14 protein-coding genes are annotated in these 16,469 nt (G+C 70.2%); 6 read left to right on the top strand and 8 right to left on the bottom strand.

What is annotated here, in order from left to right; translation table 11 throughout:
• Positions 1-174: 174 nt before the first annotated feature.
• Positions 175-2,922 (bottom strand): pyruvate, phosphate dikinase, encoded by a 2,748-nt coding sequence (gene ppdK, locus GA0115234_RS17625; protein ID WP_093542717.1) that lies wholly within the window; start codon positions 2,920-2,922, stop codon positions 175-177.
• A 625-nt stretch (positions 2,923-3,547) separates the two neighbouring features.
• On the bottom strand, positions 3,548-4,696 hold the full coding sequence (gene dusB / locus GA0115234_RS17620) for a tRNA dihydrouridine synthase DusB (protein ID WP_093542715.1): 1,149 nt from the start codon (positions 4,694-4,696) through the stop codon (positions 3,548-3,550).
• 70 nt (positions 4,697-4,766) lie between these two features.
• Between dusB and GA0115234_RS17615 the strand changes: the two genes are divergently transcribed.
• Positions 4,767-6,251 carry an MFS transporter gene (locus GA0115234_RS17615; RefSeq protein WP_093542713.1) on the top strand — a complete coding sequence of 495 codons (1,485 nt, stop codon included), beginning with the start codon at positions 4,767-4,769 and terminating at the stop codon, positions 6,249-6,251.
• On the opposite strand, the gene GA0115234_RS17610 is transcribed toward GA0115234_RS17615, so the two are convergent.
• Entirely contained in the window at positions 6,224-7,141 is a 918-nt protein-coding gene (locus GA0115234_RS17610) for an MmyB family transcriptional regulator (protein ID WP_370804525.1), read from the bottom strand. The two genes, GA0115234_RS17615 and GA0115234_RS17610, sit on opposite strands and share 28 nt — an antisense overlap.
• A 101-nt stretch (positions 7,142-7,242) precedes the next feature.
• Between GA0115234_RS17610 and GA0115234_RS17605 the strand changes: the two genes are divergently transcribed.
• Positions 7,243-8,712 (top strand): MFS transporter, encoded by a 1,470-nt coding sequence (locus GA0115234_RS17605; RefSeq protein ID WP_370804524.1) that lies wholly within the window; start codon positions 7,243-7,245, stop codon positions 8,710-8,712.
• A gap of 89 nt (positions 8,713-8,801) precedes the next feature.
• On the opposite strand, the gene GA0115234_RS17600 is transcribed toward GA0115234_RS17605, so the two are convergent.
• On the bottom strand, positions 8,802-9,029 hold the full coding sequence (locus tag GA0115234_RS17600; RefSeq protein WP_093542708.1) for a DUF6243 family protein: 228 nt from the start codon (positions 9,027-9,029) through the stop codon (positions 8,802-8,804).
• 249 nt (positions 9,030-9,278) lie between these two features.
• Positions 9,279-10,661, bottom strand: a complete 1,383-nt coding sequence (locus GA0115234_RS17595; protein WP_093542707.1) for a glycine--tRNA ligase — start codon at positions 10,659-10,661, stop codon at positions 9,279-9,281.
• Between the two features lie 209 nt (positions 10,662-10,870).
• Between GA0115234_RS17595 and GA0115234_RS17590 the strand changes: the two genes are divergently transcribed.
• The 4 genes from GA0115234_RS17590 (at position 10,871) to GA0115234_RS17575 (ending at position 14,041) form a co-directional block, all read left to right on the top strand.
• Complete coding sequence (locus GA0115234_RS17590; protein ID WP_093542706.1) at positions 10,871-11,824, top strand: metal ABC transporter substrate-binding protein; 954 nt, start codon at positions 10,871-10,873, stop codon at positions 11,822-11,824.
• Positions 11,825-11,862: 38 nt separating this feature from the next.
• Complete coding sequence (locus tag GA0115234_RS17585; RefSeq protein ID WP_093542704.1) at positions 11,863-12,645, top strand: metal ABC transporter ATP-binding protein; 783 nt, start codon at positions 11,863-11,865, stop codon at positions 12,643-12,645.
• Between the two features lie 2 nt (positions 12,646-12,647).
• Positions 12,648-13,541: a metal ABC transporter permease gene (locus tag GA0115234_RS17580; protein ID WP_093542702.1), complete on the top strand. Its 894-nt coding sequence runs from the start codon at positions 12,648-12,650 to the stop codon at positions 13,539-13,541.
• Between the two features lie 65 nt (positions 13,542-13,606).
• Positions 13,607-14,041 (top strand): Fur family transcriptional regulator, encoded by a 435-nt coding sequence (locus GA0115234_RS17575; protein ID WP_093542700.1) that lies wholly within the window; start codon positions 13,607-13,609, stop codon positions 14,039-14,041.
• A 34-nt stretch (positions 14,042-14,075) separates the two neighbouring features.
• Here the strand turns inward: GA0115234_RS17575 and GA0115234_RS17570 are convergent, their stop codons facing one another.
• Genes GA0115234_RS17570 through GA0115234_RS17560 form a run of 3 tightly spaced genes read right to left on the bottom strand, consistent with a single transcriptional unit; the run spans position 14,076 to position 16,401 of the window.
• The gene (locus tag GA0115234_RS17570) at positions 14,076-14,897 is read right to left on the bottom strand and encodes an isoprenyl transferase (RefSeq protein WP_093542698.1); all 822 of its coding nucleotides are present in this window, start codon (positions 14,895-14,897) and stop codon (positions 14,076-14,078) included.
• A 35-nt stretch (positions 14,898-14,932) separates the two neighbouring features.
• Entirely contained in the window at positions 14,933-15,679 is a 747-nt protein-coding gene (gene recO / locus GA0115234_RS17565; RefSeq protein ID WP_093542696.1) for a DNA repair protein RecO, read from the bottom strand.
• Between the two features lie 44 nt (positions 15,680-15,723).
• Positions 15,724-16,401, bottom strand: coding sequence for a TerB family tellurite resistance protein (locus tag GA0115234_RS17560; RefSeq protein ID WP_093542694.1), 678 nt, complete (start codon positions 16,399-16,401; stop codon positions 15,724-15,726).
• Positions 16,402-16,469 lie beyond the last annotated feature (68 nt).

Raw genomic sequence — 16,469 nt, 5'->3', positions numbered from 1 at the left:
GCATCCCGGTCCGTTCCGGACTCTATTTCTTTGCGTACTGAACGAACCCTGTCCCATGGGTGAAGAAAAGGAACAAGGCCGAACAACGATTTCCCCAGAACAAAACGAGACGGCGGCACCCCCGCACAGGGTGCCGCCGTCTCCGGGGAGTGGGCCAGGGGGTCCGGTACCGGATCAGCGGCTGTCGCTGCCGGCCGAACCCGCCGCCGCCCGGCCCGCTTCGAGCCGCGCGACGGGGATGCGGAACGGGGAGCAGGACACGTAGTCCAGGCCCACCTCGTGGAAGAAGTGCACCGACTCCGGGTCTCCGCCGTGCTCCCCGCAGACGCCGAGCTTCAGGTCCGGCCGCGTGGCCCGGCCGGCCGCGACGGCGCTGCGGACCAGCGAGCCGACACCGTCCTTGTCGATCGTCTCGAACGGCGACACCCCGAAGATGCCCTTCTCCAGGTACGCGGTGAAGAACGAGGCCTCCACGTCGTCGCGGGAGAAGCCCCACACCGTCTGGGTCAGGTCGTTGGTGCCGAAGGAGAAGAACTGCGCGGCCTCGGCGATCTGACCGGCGGTCAGCGCGGCGCGCGGCAACTCGATCATCGTGCCGATGGTGAGCTTGAGCCGGGTACCGGTGGCGGCCTCGACCTCGGCGATGACCTGGTCGGCCTCCTCGCGGACGATCTCCAGTTCCTGGACCGTGCCGACCAGCGGGATCATGATCTCGGCACGCGGGTCGCCCTTGGCGTTCTTGCGCTCGGCGGCGGCCTCGGCGATCGCCCGTACCTGCATGGCGAACAGGCCGGGGATGACGAGCCCGAGACGGACCCCGCGCAGACCGAGCATCGGGTTCTGCTCATGCAGCTTGTGCACGGCCTGGAGCAGGCGCAGATCGTTCTCGTTGGCGTCCTTGCGGGACTCGGCGAGCGCGACGCGCACCGACAGTTCGGTGATGTCGGGCAGGAACTCGTGCAGCGGCGGGTCGAGCAGCCGAACGGTGACGGGCAGTCCGTCCATCGCCTCGAACAGCTCGATGAAGTCGGCCTTCTGGAGCGGGAGCAGCTCCTCCAGCGCGGTCTCGCGCTCGGCGTCGGTGTCCGCGAGGATCAGCTTCTCGACCATCTCGCGGCGCTCGCCGAGGAACATGTGCTCGGTGCGGCACAGGCCGATGCCCTGGGCGCCGAACCGGCGGGCGCGCAGCGCGTCCTCGGCGTTGTCGGCATTGGCCCGCACCCGCAGTCGGCGCACCCGGTCCGCGTACGCCATGATCCGGTGCACGGCGGCGACCAGCTCGTCGGCGTCGTCGGCACCGGCGTGCATCCGGCCCTCGAAGTACTCGACGACCGGGGACGGCACGACGGGGACCTCACCGAGGTACACCTTGCCGGTGGAGCCGTCGATGGAGACGACGTCGCCCTCCTCGATGACCCGGCCGCCCACCGTCATCCGGCGGCGCTTGGTGTCGACCTCCAGGTCCTCGGCGCCGCAGACACAGGTCTTGCCCATGCCGCGGGCGACGACGGCGGCGTGCGAGGTCTTGCCGCCGCGCGAGGTCAGGATGCCCTCGGCCGCGATCATGCCGTCGAGGTCGTCGGGGTTGGTCTCGCGGCGGATCAGGATGACCTTCTCGCCGGACCGGGACCACTTGATGGCGGTGTACGAGTCGAAGACCGCCTTGCCGACCGCCGCGCCGGGCGAGGCGGCGATGCCCCGGCCGAGGAGCTCGGTGGCGGCCTCGTCGTCGAAGCGCGGGAACATCAGCTGCGCGAGCTGCGCGCCGTTGACCCGCTGGAGCGCCTCGGCCTCGTCGATCAGGCCCTGGTCGACGAGCTGGGTCGCGATCCGGAAGGCGGCACCGGCGGTGCGCTTGCCGACCCGGGTCTGGAGCATCCACAGCTGGCCGCGCTCGATGGTGAACTCGATGTCGCACAGGTCCTTGTAGTGCGTTTCGAGGGTTTCCATGATCTGCATCAGCTGGTCGTACGACTTCTTGTCGATCGACTCCAGCTCGGCGAGCGGCACGGTGTTGCGGATACCGGCGACGACGTCCTCGCCCTGCGCGTTCTGCAGGTAGTCCCCGTACACGCCCTGGTGGCCGCTGGCCGGGTCACGGGTGAAGGCGACACCCGTGCCGGAGTCGGGGCCGAGGTTGCCGAAGACCATCGAGCAGACGTTGACGGCGGTGCCCAGGTCGCCCGGGATGCGCTCCTGGCGGCGGTAGAGCTTGGCCCGGTCGGTGTTCCACGAATCGAAGACGGCCTTTATGGCCAGGTCCATCTGCTCGCGCGGGTCCTGCGGGAACTCGCGTCCGGCGTCCCGCGCGACGATCTTCTTGAACCGCCCGACCAGCTTCTTCAGGTCGGCCGCGTCCAGATCGACGTCGACGGTGACGCCCTTGGCCTCCTTCGCCGCCTCCAGCGCCTCCTCGAAGAGGTCGCCGTTGACCCCGAGGACGGTCTTGCCGAACATCTGGATGAGGCGGCGGTAGGAGTCCCACGCGAACCGCTCGTCGCCGGCCTGGGCGGTGAGACCGGCCACGGACTCGTCGGAGAGGCCGATGTTGAGGACCGTGTCCATCATGCCGGGCATCGAGAACTTCGCGCCGGAGCGGACCGAGACCAGCAGCGGGTCGTCGGCCTGGCCGAGCTTCTTGCCCATCCGCGCCTCAAGGGCGTCGAGGTGCGCGCTGACCTCGGCGCGCAGCTCCGTCGGCTCCTCACCGCTTTCGAGGTAGACCTTGCACGCCTCGGTGGTGATGGTGAATCCCGGAGGGACGGGGAGCCCGAGGTTGGTCATCTCGGCGAGGTTCGCACCCTTGCCGCCGAGGAGGTCCTTCAGATCCTTGTTGCCCTCGGTGAAGTCATAAACGAACTTCTCGCCCTCAGGCCCCCGGGATTCCGGGTTGGTTACGTGGGGATCTTTGTTTTCCGACACGGGTCTCGACTCCTCGAGGACGCGGTGGCTGCCCTGACGGCGAGGAACATACCCAGATCGAAGGCGTCTGGGTACGTCCACTTGCGCGTCATGAGGCCTCAACCACCCGTCCGCCAGCACATCGAAAGTGATGCGCACTTTCGCCCGATCGGAGCCATATCTTCACTTCTTGAACGAATAAACACGCAGAGCCATGAATCTCCGTCAGTTCGGTCACGCTCCGCACGGGAAGCGTCGATCGATCAAAATGGAGACCCCTGGCACCGAGTGCCATCATTTGAGAAGTCAAGCTCCTGATTTTGCGCTCATCTGAGCGCAACGACTCTCAGGGTGGCGAGAATCACTCTACGGCCGACGCTCAGATGTCACCATCCGGACGCCTGACCGGCAACCGACCGTTATCCAATGATCACCGAGATGGCACAGGAGCGAACGGATTCACCGCCCGGCGCCCCCAGTCGGCCCGTTCGAGCTGCCCATCGGCCGAACCGTCGCCGGATCCGGCCGAATATGGCGCTCAGATGAGCGGGATAAAGAAGAGGCACGCGGTGCCTGTGGCGCCGCGTGCCTCGAAAGGGTCCAGCACGGAAAGAGTCCGGAGGCCATGAGCCCCGGCGGACCCGCCTCAGCCGCCCGAGGTGTCCAGCTCCGCGTCCGGGCTCACGCCCGCGCAGTCGTACGGGTCCTTCAGCCAGCCGTCCGGCAGCACGACACGGTTGTTGCCCGAGGTACGCCCGCGCGGCCCGTCCGCACCGTCCGGCCACGGCTGGTCCAGGTCGAGCTCCCGCAACTGCCCGCCCAGTTCCTCCAGCGACGAGGTGACCGCGAGCCTCTTGCGCATCTCCGAGCCGACCGAGAAGCCCTTGAGGTACCAGGCGACGTGCTTGCGGAAGTCGATCACGCCGCGCGTCTCGTCGCCGATCCACTCCCCCAGCAGCGTCGCGTGCCGCAGCATCACCTCGGCGACCTTCCGGAGCCCCGGCGCCTGCCGCGTCTCCGTACCCTCGAAGGCGCTCACCAGGTCGCCGAAGAGCCAGGGGCGGCCCAGGCAGCCCCGGCCCACGACCACGCCGTCGCAGCCCGTCTCGCGCATCATCCGGCGGGCGTCGTCCGCGCACCAGATGTCGCCGTTGCCGAGGACGGGGATCTCGGGGACGTGCTCCTTGAGGCGGGCGATGGCGTCCCAGTCGGCGGTGCCGCCGTAGTGCTGGGCGGCCGTCCTGCCGTGCAGGGCGACGGCCGTGACCCCCTCCTCCACCGCGATCCGGCCCGCGTCCAGATAGGTCATGTGGTCGTCGTCGATGCCCTTGCGCATCTTGATGGTGACCGGCAGGTCGCCCGCGTGGGAGACGGCCTGGTGGAGGATCGCGCGCAGCAGCGGCCGCTTGTACGGGAGCGCCGAGCCGCCGCCCTTGCGGGTCACCTTGGGGACCGGGCAGCCGAAGTTCAGGTCGATGTGGTCGGCGAGGTCCTCGTCGACGATCATGCGGACGGCCTTGCCGACGGTGACCGGGTCCACTCCGTACAGCTGGATCGAGCGCGGGGTCTCGCTCGCGTCGAAGTGGATCAGCTGCATGGTCTTCTCGTTGCGCTCGACCAGCGCCCGCGTGGTGATCATCTCGCTGACGAAAAGACCCTTGCCGCCGGAGAACTCCCGGCACAGGGTGCGGAACGGGGCGTTGGTGATGCCGGCCATGGGGGCGAGCACCACCGGCGGCTGCACCGTGTGCGGGCCGATCCGGAGCAGCGGGAGCGAGGGGGCGAGCGTGGTCATTGCTCCATTGTCGCGTACCGGGCAGCGGACTCCGGCAGCAGCATTCGTTAGTTAACCGTACTATCCATGTATGCCCGAGCTCAGTCACCGCCGACGGCAGTTGGTGCTGGCGATCTGCTGCATGAGTCTGCTGATCGTCAGCCTCGACAACACCGTTCTCAACGTCGCCCTGCCCTCCATGCAGAAGGAACTGCACGCCACCGTCGCCGGCATGCAGTGGACGATCGACGCCTACACCCTCGTTCTCGCCTCGCTGCTGATGCTCGCGGGCTCCACCGCCGACCGGATCGGGCGCCGGAAGATCTTCAAGATCGGGCTCGTCCTCTTCACCCTCGGTTCGCTGCTCTGCTCCGTGGCGCCGAACCTGGAGTCGCTGGTGGCGTTCCGGATGCTGCAGGCGGTGGGCGGTTCGATGCTCAACCCCGTCGCGATGTCGATCATCACCAACACCTTCACCGACCCGCGCGAGCGTGCCCGTGCCATCGGGGTGTGGGGCGGTGTCGTCGGCATCTCCATGGCGGCGGGCCCGGTGGTCGGTGGTCTGCTGGTGGACTCGGTCGGCTGGCGGTCGATCTTCTGGATCAATCTGCCGGTCGGCGTGGCCGCGCTGCTGCTCACCTGGCGGTATGTCCCCGAGTCCCGCGCCCCGAAGCCGCGCCGCCCCGACCCGGTGGGCCAACTGCTGGTGATCGGGCTGCTCGGTTCGCTGACGTACGCGATCATCGAGGCGCCCTCCTCGGGCTGGACCTCGGCCCGGATCCTGGTGTTCACCGCGCTCGCCGTGTGCTCCCTGATCGGGCTGCTGCTGTACGAGCCCCGGCGCGCCGAACCCCTCATCGATCTGCGGTTCTTCCACAGCGCCCCGTTCAGCGGCGCCACCGTCATCGCGGTCTGCGCCTTCGCCGCGCTGAGCGGGTTCCTCTTCCTCAACACCCTCTATCTCCAGAACGTGCGCGGGCTGAGCGCGCTGCACGCCGGTCTGTACATGCTGCCGATGGCGGCCCTGACCTTCGTCTGCGCGCCGCTGTCCGGGCGGCTCGTCGGCAGCCGGGGGCCACGGCTGTCGCTGCTCGTGGCGGGCGTGGCCATGACGGCGTGCGGGCTGCTGTTCGCCGTGCTCGACGCGGAGACGGACAACGTCCTGCTGTTCACCGGCTATGTGCTCTTCGGCCTCGGCTTCGGCATGGTGAACGCGCCGATCACCAACACGGCCGTCTCCGGGATGCCGCGCTCGCAGGCCGGGGTGGCGGCGGCGGTCGCCTCGACCAGCCGGCAGATCGGCGGGACGCTCGGGGTCGCCGTGATCGGCGCGGTGCTGGCGGCGGGTGTGGCGGGGACCGGCTCGCCGCGCGGCGCCGGGTACGCGACGGCCTTCGTGGACGCGAGCAAGCCCGCCTGGTGGATCATCGGCGGGTGCGGGCTCTGCGTCCTGCTGGTGGGGGCGCTGACCAGCGGGCAGTGGGCGCGGGAGACGGCCCACCGGACCGCGCGGCGGCTGGAGAAGCCGACGGGCGCCCCGGCCGGAGGTCAGGCGTCGGCGGGCTCCAGGGCCTGAAGGAGCTGGAGGCGCTGCCTGGTCTCCTCGTCGGCGGGGGCGTACGTCACCATGCGCGGACCGCTCGACGGGCCGAGCCACAGATCGGTGTGTTCGAGGCGGAGCAGCCCGACATGGGCGTTGCGGAAGATCTTGGTCCGGCCGCCCGTGGCCACCACCTCGTGCCGTGCCCAGATCTCCCGGAACTCCTCGGACGACTCCTCCAGCCGCCTCAGGAGCGCCTTCCAGGCGGGCTCGGCCAGATGCTCGGCCATCGCCCGGCGGAACTTGGCGGCCATCAGCCGGTTCACCTCGGGCAGGTCGACGATGGAGGAGCGCCACTGCGCGTTGGTGTAGGCGAGGATCATGCAGTTGCGGTCCTCGGGGGCGACCGTGTCCAGATCGCAGAGCAGCCTGCCGTACGTCCGGTTGTACGCGAGGATGTCGTAACGGCTGTTCTGGATGCAGGCCGGGATCGGGTCCAGCTGCCGCAGCATCTCGCGCAGCCCGAGCGTCACGCTCGGGCAGTCCGTGCCCGGGGCCGGGTCGATGGCACCGGCGAGCGAGAAGAGATGACCGCGCTCGCTGCGGTCGAGCAGCAGGGCGCGGGCGAGGGCGTCGAGCACCTGGGGCGAGACCTGGATGTCGCGGGCCTGTTCCAGCCAGGTGTACCAGGTGACCCCGACTGCGGAGAGCTGGGCGACCTCCTCGCGGCGCAGCCCGGGGGTGCGCCTGCGGCGGCCCCGGACCAGGCCGACCTGCTCGGGGGTGATCCGCTCGCGGCGGCTGCGCAGGAAGTCCGCGAGTTCGTGCCGCCGGACGTCGGGCTCGGAGGGCCCGGCCGGCCCCGGAGCCGACGGGAACCCCGGCACCACGCGCACATCGGGCAGATCGCTCGCCATCGTCCTCATGCCTCCAGCCTGCCGAACCGCCCGGCGCTCTGCCAGGTGCTGCTTGTACCAGGATAAAGACACTCTGGTACCAGGCTGAGAAGACGGCGATTCTCGATGACGTGAGTGAATCAACTGTACGAACGGAAGCCATCGCCCCCGCCGGGACCGTGGTGCGGCACGACCACCCCGCTCCGGTGCTCGGCACGCTCGGGCTGTTCACCGTGCTGCTCGGCGCGGCGCTGCCGCTCATCGACTTCTTCATCGTCAATGTCGCGCTGCCGACGATCGACCACGATCTGGACGCGGGCCCCGCCCTGCTCGAACTGGTCGTCGCGGGCTACGGCCTCGCCTACGCCGTACTGCTCGTCCTCGGCGGCCGGCTCGGTGACATGGCCGGGCGGCGCCGGCTCTTCCTTCTGGGCATCGCCGCCTTCGGCATCACCTCGCTCGCCTGCGGGCTCGCCCCGGACGCCTGGACGCTCGTGGGGGCGCGGGTGGCGCAGGGCGCGGCGGCCGCGCTGATGCTGCCGCAGGTGCTCGCCACCATCCAGGCGGCCACCTCGGGGGACCGGCGGGCCCGCGCGATGGGCCTGTACGGGGCGACGGCCGGGCTCTCCATGGTCGCGGGCCAGATCCTCGGCGGTGTCCTGGTCGCGGCCGCGCCGCTGTCGTCGGTGTTCGGCGAGAGCGCGGGCTGGCGCTCGGTGTTCCTGGTGAACGTGCCGGTGGCGGCGGTGGGGCTGGTGCTGGCCGCCCGCGCCGTGCCGGAGACCCGTTCGGACCGGCCCGCGCCGGTCGACGTACCGGGCACGCTGCTGCTGGCCGTGTCGCTGGTGACGCTGCTGGCCCCGCTGACGGAGGGGCGCGCGGCGGGCTGGCCGGTGTGGACCTGGGTCTCGCTGGCGCTGTTCCCATTCGCCGCGTACGCCTTCTACCGGGTGGAGCGGCGGGCCGACCGGCTCGGGCGGATGCCGCTGGTGCCGCCGAGCCTGCTGCGGCTGGAGTCACTGCGGCGCGGGCTGACGCTGGTGGTGCCGTTCTCGATCGGCTTCGGCGGCTTCATGTTCGTGATCGCGGTCGCCCTCCAGCAGGGGCTGAAGCTGGGCCCGGCCGCGGCGGGCCTGTCGATGGCGCCGATGGCGGTGGCGTTCTTCGTGGCGTCGCTGGCCGGCCCGCGGCTGATCCTGCGGTACGGCAGCCGGGTCGTGACGGCCGGCGGGCTGATCCAGGCGGTGGGCGTGCTGGTGCTCGCGCTCACCGTGTGGCGCGAGTGGTCCGGTCTCGGGATGCTGGGGCTGATGCCGGGGGTGGCGATCGCGGGGTTCGGGCAGGGGCTCCAGCTGCCCGTCCTGTTCCGCATCGTGCTCTCCGACGTACCGGCCGCGCGTGCCGGGGTGGGCGGCGGGGTGATGACCACGACCCAGCAGGCCGCGCTGGCCCTGGGGGTGGCCACGCTCGGCACGCTGTTCCTCTCCCTGGTCCCGGGGGCGGGGATGCGGGACGCGCTGGCCGTGACGCTGCTGGTGCAGCTGGCCGCGGTGGCGCTGACGACGCTGCTCAGTCTGCGGCTGCCGCGCAGGGTGGCGTGAGCACGGGGCGGCGACGGGGCACGGACAAGTGCGTGGGCCCGGATCACGGGGTGATCCGGGCCCACGGTCGTACGGGTGATGAGGGGGCGTCAGCTCTGCGCCGGGGCGTCCTGCCCGGCCGCGTCCGGCTGCGCGGCGTCGTCCGAAGCGGACTCCGGCTGCGCGCGCTCGCGCATCTTGCGCAGCAGCTCCTGCTTCTGGTCGGCGGCCGCCTTGCGGTCGGCGTCGCGCGCGGGGCCGGCGCCCTGCTGTTCGGCCCGGGACAGCTTCTTGCGCTGTCCGCCCACACCCAGCAGGTTGTTACGGCTCTTGGCCATGGCGTTCTCCCGTTCGTTGTGCGAAGTGAGGTCTGAGACGACCTGGAATCGGTCCGGTGGGCGGCGGGTGGTCGACCCCGCCGCGCTCTCACTCGTAGATCTGGAAGAACGAATACATGGGGGGAACCGTACCCCGCCCCGCCTCGCCGTCGCACCAGGTTTCCGGCCGGGCGGCCCGCCGGTGCCGCGGTACGGCGGAGCCCCGGCCCCCCGCACGGGGACCGGGGCTCCGCCCGAGGGCGCGGTGGATCAGCAGCCCAGCAGACGGGAGCCGAGGTAGGCCTGGATCTGGTCCAGGGAGACGCGCTCCTGCTTCATGGTGTCGCGCTCGCGCACGGTCACCGCGTTGTCGTCGAGGGTGTCGAAGTCGACGGTGACGCAGAACGGCGTACCGATCTCGTCCTGGCGGCGGTAGCGGCGGCCGATGGCGCCCGCGTCGTCGAACTCGATGTTCCAGTTCTTCCGCAGGTCGGTGGCGAGGCCCTTGGCCTTCGGCGAGAGCTGCGGGTTGCGGGACAGCGGCAGGACGGCGACCTTGACCGGCGAGAGGCGCGGGTCGAGACGCATCACGGTGCGCTTCTCCATGACGCCCTTGGCGTTGGGCGCCTCGTCCTCGATGTAGGCGTCGAGGAGGAAGGCGAGCATGGCACGGCCGACACCGGCCGCGGGCTCGATGACGTAGGGGGTCCAGCGCTCGCCGGCCTCCTGGTCGAAGAAGGTCAGGTCGGTGCCCGAGGCCTTGGAGTGCGCCTTGAGGTCGTAGTCCGTGCGGTTGGCGACGCCCTCCAGCTCGCCCCACTCGCTGCCGCCGAAGCGGAAGCGGTACTCGATGTCGGCGGTGCGCTTGGAGTAGTGCGAGAGCTTCTCCGCCGGGTGCTCGTACCAGCGCATGTTCTCCTCGCGCATGCCGAGGCCGGTGTACCAGTTCCAGCGCTGGTCCATCCAGTACTGCTGCCACTCCTCGTCCTCGCCCGGCTTGACGAAGAACTCCATCTCCATCTGCTCGAACTCACGGGTCCGGAAGATGAAGTTGCCCGGAGTGATCTCGTTCCGGAAGGACTTGCCCACCTGGGCGATGCCGAACGGCGGCTTCTTGCGCGAGGTCTGCAGCACCTGGCCGAAGTTGGTGAAGATGCCCTGGGCGGTCTCGGGGCGCAGGTAGGCGACCGAGCCGGAGTCCTGGGTCGGGCCGAGGTGGGTGGAGAGCAGGCCGGAGAACTGCTTGGGCTCGGTGAAGGTGCCCTTGTTGCCGCAGTTGGGGCAGTTGAGCTCGGCGAGGCCGTTCACGGGCGGCTTGCCGTGCTTCTCCTCGTACGCCTCCTCCAGGTGGTCGGCGCGGAAGCGCTTGTGGCAGGAGGTGCACTCGGTCAGCGGGTCGCTGAACGTGGCGACGTGACCGGAGGCGACCCACACCTCGGGGGCCAGGATGACCGACGAGTCGAGTCCGACCACGTCCTCGCGCGAGGTGACCATGTAGCGCCACCACTGGCGCTTGAGGTTCTCCTTCATCTCGACGCCCAGCGGCCCGTAGTCCCAGGCGGCGCGCTGGCCGCCGTAGATCTCACTGCACGGGTAGACGAAGCCACGGCGCTTGCTCAGGCTGACGATGGAGTCGATCTTGTCGGCGGCCACGGTGCTCTCTTCATTACGACGACGAAAACTGGACAGGGAAGGGCGCGAATCGCCTCGGCGGGGGGTGGTGATCAGGAGACGACGGGCGAATGCTTCAGATTACCGGCGGGCACGCCCTCTGGATCAAATCGGTACCGGCGCCGTCGGCCGCAAAGTCATCTCATCAGCCTTGTTGACAATCGTTTCCAGTTTTGTTGAAAATGACTGTCATGAACGTAAGCCGCCTCATACCCACCGCCGCCGTCGCCGGAGCAGCCGTCCTCGGCCTCACCGCCCTCACGGCCTGTTCCTCCTCCGACGCCGCGGACCGCAAGAACGGCGACAAGCTGGACGTGGTGGCCTCGTTCTACCCGATGCAGTTCCTGGCCGAGCAGATCGGCGGGAAGCACGTCTCCGTCACCACGCTGACCAAGCCGGGTGTCGAGCCGCACGACCTGGAGCTCAGCCCGCGGCAGATCGGCGGACTCACCGACGCCGACTTCATCCTGTACCTCAAGGGCATCCAGCCCGCCGTGGACGACGCCATCGGCCAGTCCGGCGCGAAGCACGTCGTCGACGCCGCGAAGCTCACCGCGCTGGAGGACCACGGCACCGAGACCGGCGCCGACGAGCACGGTCACGAACACCACGACGGCGAGGCCGGAGCCGACCCCCACATCTGGCTGGACCCGGTGAAGTACGCCGAGGTCGCCAAGGGCGTCGGGAAGGCCCTGGAGAAGAGCGACCCGGGCCACGCCGCGGACTACCGGAAGAACACGGACGCGCTGGTCACCAAGCTCGACGGCCTGAACACGGCGTACGAGAACGGGCTGAAGAACACCGCCACGAAGACGTTCATCACCACCCACTCCGCCTTCGGATACCTCGCCGAGCGCTACGGCCTCACCCAGGAGGGCATCGCCGGCGTCGACCCCGAGGCCGAGCCCAGCCCCGCCCGGCTCAGCGAGATCCACGCCATCGCGGAGAAGAACAAGGTCACCACCGTATTCTTCGAGACGCTCGCCAGCGACAGGACCGCGAAGACCGTCGCCAAGGACACCGGGCTGAAGACCGGCGTCCTGGACCCGCTCGAAGGAATCACGGACAAGTCCAAGGGCACCGACTACATCGAGGTCATGCAGTCCAACCTCGCCGCCCTGGAGAAGGCGCTCGGCGCGAAGTGACCCTCGAAACACCCGCCACAGCAGCATCGGAGGCGCTCATGCCCGAGACCGGGAGCACCACGACCGACCCCGTCATAGCCCTGCGGGGCGCCACCGCCACCCTCGGCGCGCGCCCCGTGCTGCGCGGCATCGACCTGACCGTCCACCGCGGCGAGGTCGCCGCCCTGCTCGGCGCCAACGGCTCCGGCAAGTCGACCGCCGTACGCTCCGCCATCGGCCAGGTCCCGCTCACCGGCGGCTCCGTCGAACTGTTCGGCACCCCGCTGCGCCGCTTCCGCGACTGGGCACGCATCGGTTACGTGCCCCAGCGCACCACCGCGGCCGGCGGCGTCCCCGCCACGATCCGCGAGGTCGTCGCCTCCGGGCGGCTGTCCCGCACGAAGCTGGGCCTGCTCCGCAGGGCCGACCGGGCCGCCGTCGACCGCGCCATCGGGCTCGTCGGCCTCGCCGACCGGGCCGGGGACTCGGTGGACGCGCTCTCCGGCGGACAGCACCAGCGGGTGCTGATCGCCCGCGCGCTGGCCGCCGAACCCGAGCTGCTGATCATGGACGAGCCGATGGCCGGCGTCGACCTGGCCAGCCAGGAGATCCTCGCCGCGACCCTGCGCGACCAGGTCGAGGCCGGTACCACGGTGCTGCTCGTGCTGCACGAGCTCGGCCCGCTGGAGCCGCTGATCGACCGCGCGATCGTGCTGCGCGACGGCTGTGTGATGCACGACGGGCCGCCCCCGAAGGCGCTGGGCCAGCACGCCCTGCCCGGACACGACCACGTACACCCCCACGCGGCCTCCGAGCCCGTCCGGACGGGACTGCTGAGCTGACCATGGAATTCCTCGACCCTCCCTTCATGCAGCGGGCCCTGCTCGCCGCCGTGCTCGTCGGTGTCATCGCCCCCGCCGTCGGCATCTACCTCGTCCAGCGCCGCCAGGCCCTGATGGGCGACGGCATCGGCCACATCGCGATGACCGGTGTCGGTCTCGGCTTCCTGCTCTCCACCAGCCCGGTCTGGATGGCCACGGCGGTCGCCGTGGCCGGCGCCGTAGTGATGGAGCTGATCCGCTGGTACGGACGCACCCGCGGCGACATCGCGCTGGCCATGCTGTTCTACGGCGGCATGGCGGGCGGTGTGATGCTGATCCACCTCTCCGACACCGGCTCCAACGCCAACCTCACCTCGTACCTCTTCGGCTCCCTGTCCACGGTCTCCTCCGAGGACATCACCTCGATCTGCGTACTGGCCGCCTTCGTGCTGCTGGTGACCCTGGGGCTGCGCCGCCAGCTGTTCGCGGTCAGCCAGGACGAGGAGTTCGCCCGGGTCACCGGGCTGCCGGTGCGCGCGCTGAATCTGCTGGTCGCCGTGACGGCGGCGGTGACCGTCACCGTCGCGATGCGGGTCGTCGGGCTGCTGCTGGTCAGCGCGCTGATGGTGGTGCCGGTCGCGGCCGCGCAGCAGATCACCAGGTCCTTCAAGGTGACCTTCGTACTGTCGGTGGTCATCGGCACGGCGGTGACCCTGGCCGGCACCGTGACCTCGTACTACCAGGACGTACCGCCCGGCGCGACGATCGTGCTGCTGGCCATCGCGGTCTTCGTCGCCCTGACGCTGCTGGCGACCCCGCTGGCCAGAAGCCGCGCACGCCGGAGCGAAGCGGCGTCCGAGGAGTGCACCCTGGAGGTACCGGCCTCCCGTCCGGCCCCGGACTCGCTCCGCGTTTGACCATGACGCCCGGACGGGCTGGCACAATGGCCCGACACAAGTACGGGCGACACGAGGAGGCTGCTGTGGCGACGGCGCCGATCAGTGGAACGAACGCGGCCCCGGTACGCGGCCGGTCGACCCGGCAGCGGGCGGCGGTGGCAGCGGCGCTCGACGAGGTGGACGAGTTCCGCAGCGCCCAGGAGCTGCACGATGTGCTGAAACACCGCGGTGACTCGGTCGGGCTGACCACCGTCTACCGCACCCTCCAGTCCCTCGCCGACGCCGGCGAGGTCGACGTGCTGCGCACCACGGACGGCGAGTCCGTGTACCGGCGCTGCTCGACCGGGGACCACCATCACCACCTGGTGTGCCGGATGTGCGGCAAGGCCGTGGAGGTCGAGGGCCCCGCGGTGGAGCAGTGGGCCGAGACCATCGCCACGCAGCACGGCTATGTGAACGTGGCCCACACGGTGGAGATCTTCGGTACCTGCGCGGAGTGCGCGGACACCCAGAAGTGACGGTCCGGGGGCGATGCCCCCGGACCTCTGCCGCTCAGCCCGTCGGCTCCTTCGCCGCCTCCACCGCACCTCCGAAGCGCCGGTCCCGCTGGGCGAACTCCAGGCAGGCCCGCCACAGGTCGCGGCGGTCGAAGTCCGGCCAGAGCACGTCCTGGAAGACCATCTCGGCGTAGGCGCTCTGCCAGATCAGATAATTGGACGTGCGCTGCTCCCCGCTGGGGCGGACGAAGAGGTCGACGTCCGGCATGTCCGGGTAGTAGATGTACTTCGCGAAGGTCTTCTCGTTGACCTTGGACGGGTCCAGCTTCCCGGCCGCGACGTCCTCGGCGATGCGCTGCGCCGCGTCGGCGATCTCGGCCCGGCCGCCGTAGTTGACGCAGAAGTACAGCGTCATCCTGTCGTTGTCCTTGGTCTGCTCCTGGGCGACCTGGAGCTCCTGGACCACGGACTTCCACAGCTTGGGCATGCGGCCCACCCAGCGGATGCGGATGCCCAGCTCGTCCATCTCGTCACGGCGGCGGCGGATCACGTCCCGGTTGAAGTTCATCAGGAACTTCACCTCCTCCGGGGACCGCTTCCAGTTCTCGGTGGAGAACGCGTACAGCGAGAGGTTCTTGACGCCCATCTCGATGCAGCCCTTGAGCACGTCCATCACGACGCCCTCGCCGACCTTGTGGCCCTCGGTGCGCGGCAGGCCGCGTTCCTTGGCCCAGCGGCCGTTGCCGTCCATCACGACGGCCACGTGCTTGGGCACCAGCTCGCCGGGGATCTTCGGAGGCGTGGCCCCGGAGGGGTGCGGCTCCGGGGTCTTGTAGTCGCGCCGGTTACGGCCGCCGAGCATCCCGCGTACTGCCATGAACTGTCTCGCTCCCTGTGCCTGATCTGCCGTGGTCATTTCTCTACGTACCGCAGTGAGCGGAGCCCGCGCTCCAGATGCCAGTGCAGATAGGCGGACACCAGCCCGCTCCCCTCCCTGACATGACGTGCCTCGCATGCGTCCGCCGTCTCCCAGTCGCCGCTGAGCAACGCGCTCAGCAGGGCGACGGCCTCAGCCGAGGGTACGACGCTGCCGGGCACCCGGCAGTCGCCGCAGATGACACCGCCCGCAGCGACGGAGAAGAACCGGTTCGGTCCGGGCATTCCGCACCGGGCGCAGTCCCCGAAACTGGGTGCGTAGCCGTTGACGGCGAGCGAGCGCAGCAGGAACGCGTCGAGGATGAGATGCGGCTCGTGCTCGCCGCGGGCGAGGGTCCGCAGCCCGCCGACGAGCAGGAGGTACTGCTGGACCGCGGGCTCGCCCTCGTGGTCGGTGAACCGCTCGGCGGTCTCCAGCATCGCGGTGCCCGCGGTGTAGCGGGCGTAGTCGGTGACGATGCCGCCGCCGTACGGGGCGATCGTCTCGCTCTGGGTGCAGAGCGGCAGTCCGCGGCCGATCAGCTCGCTGCCCCGGGCGAAGAACTGCACGTCGACATGGGAGAAGGGTTCCAGCCGGGCGCCGAACTTGGACTTGGTGCGCCGCACCCCGCGGGCGACGGCGCGGACCCGGCCGTGGCCACGGGTCAGGATCGTGATGATCCGGTCGGCCTCGCCCAGCTTCTGCGTGCGCAGCACCACGCCGTCGTCCCGGAACAAGCTCATACGACCATTGTCCGGTACGGGGACGGCTTACCGGCCCCGGGCGGTCAGGAGGGGGTGCGCGCCGCCTCGGCGAGCAGCCGGGCCGTGTCCTGGGCGCAGAGCTGCAGCGCGCCGCCGATGGTGGTCAGCACCTCGCGCTCCGCCGGTCCGTAAGGGCCGTCGGCGAGCGCGATCCTGGCGCCCTGGAGCAGGATCGATTCGCGTCCGGCGGGGGCCAGATGCGGGGCGAGGGGTTCCAGCGCCTCGTGGAGTTCGATGGCGAGGGCCGCTCCGCACGCGTCGGCCGCGGGGTCGAAGGCGGAGCCCTGGCCGGTGTCGGCGGCGAGCACCTCGACGACGGTGCAGAGCTGCTCCTCGGTGCAGTCGTCGAATCCGGCGCCGCGCACGGTGGCGGCCGCGGCCTCCAGCACCGTACGGGAGGTGGTGCCGCCGGCCGCGAGGACGCCGAGCGTGACGGTGTGGACGGCGTCCCGGAGCATGGCGGAGAGCCGGGTGGTGGTGGGGTGGTCGAGCGAATCGGTACCGAAGTGCTCGCGGCAGGCGGCGCATTCGACGACGGGTCCGGCGGTGCCGCGCGCCAGCATCGGCACGCCGAGCACCGTGAACCGCCGACGGCCGGTGAGCCGCCGGTAGTTGCGGTCGCCGCCGCAGCCGGGGCAGAAGAACTCGCCGTCGCCGACGGGGTCCCAGATGGTGCGGATGCCGCAGATACGCAGCTTCATGGCGCGTTGTCCCAGGGCTGACCGCACGTCGCACACCTCCGTAACGCTCCGGCAACATTGCCGTGTGG

The sequence above is a fragment of the Streptomyces sp. DvalAA-43 genome, assembly GCF_900091725.1.
In the GTDB taxonomy this organism is placed as follows: domain Bacteria; phylum Actinomycetota; class Actinomycetes; order Streptomycetales; family Streptomycetaceae; genus Streptomyces; species Streptomyces pulveraceus.
The sequence above is the reverse complement of the archived record's forward strand: the minus strand, read 5'-3'. Positions and strand labels throughout refer to the sequence as shown.

Bases quoted from the DNA above. Each gene is read 5' to 3' on its own strand.
- recO (WP_093542696.1), bottom strand. From the start codon at position 15,679: ATGAGCTTGTTCCGGGACGACGGCGTGGTGCTGCGCACGCAGAAGCTG.
- GA0115234_RS17615 (WP_093542713.1), top strand. From the start codon at position 4,767: ATGCCCGAGCTCAGTCACCGCCGACGGCAGTTGGTGCTGGCGATCTGC.
- GA0115234_RS17610 (WP_370804525.1), bottom strand. From the start codon at position 7,141: ATGAGGACGATGGCGAGCGATCTGCCCGATGTGCGCGTGGTGCCGGGG.
- GA0115234_RS17590 (WP_093542706.1), top strand. From the start codon at position 10,871: ATGAACGTAAGCCGCCTCATACCCACCGCCGCCGTCGCCGGAGCAGCC.
- GA0115234_RS17585 (WP_093542704.1), top strand. From the start codon at position 11,863: ATGCCCGAGACCGGGAGCACCACGACCGACCCCGTCATAGCCCTGCGG.
- GA0115234_RS17580 (WP_093542702.1), top strand. From the start codon at position 12,648: ATGGAATTCCTCGACCCTCCCTTCATGCAGCGGGCCCTGCTCGCCGCC.
- GA0115234_RS17560 (WP_093542694.1), bottom strand. From the start codon at position 16,401: ATGAAGCTGCGTATCTGCGGCATCCGCACCATCTGGGACCCCGTCGGC.
- GA0115234_RS17600 (WP_093542708.1), bottom strand. From the start codon at position 9,029: ATGGCCAAGAGCCGTAACAACCTGCTGGGTGTGGGCGGACAGCGCAAG.
- GA0115234_RS17570 (WP_093542698.1), bottom strand. From the start codon at position 14,897: ATGGCAGTACGCGGGATGCTCGGCGGCCGTAACCGGCGCGACTACAAG.
- dusB (WP_093542715.1), bottom strand. From the start codon at position 4,696: ATGACCACGCTCGCCCCCTCGCTCCCGCTGCTCCGGATCGGCCCGCAC.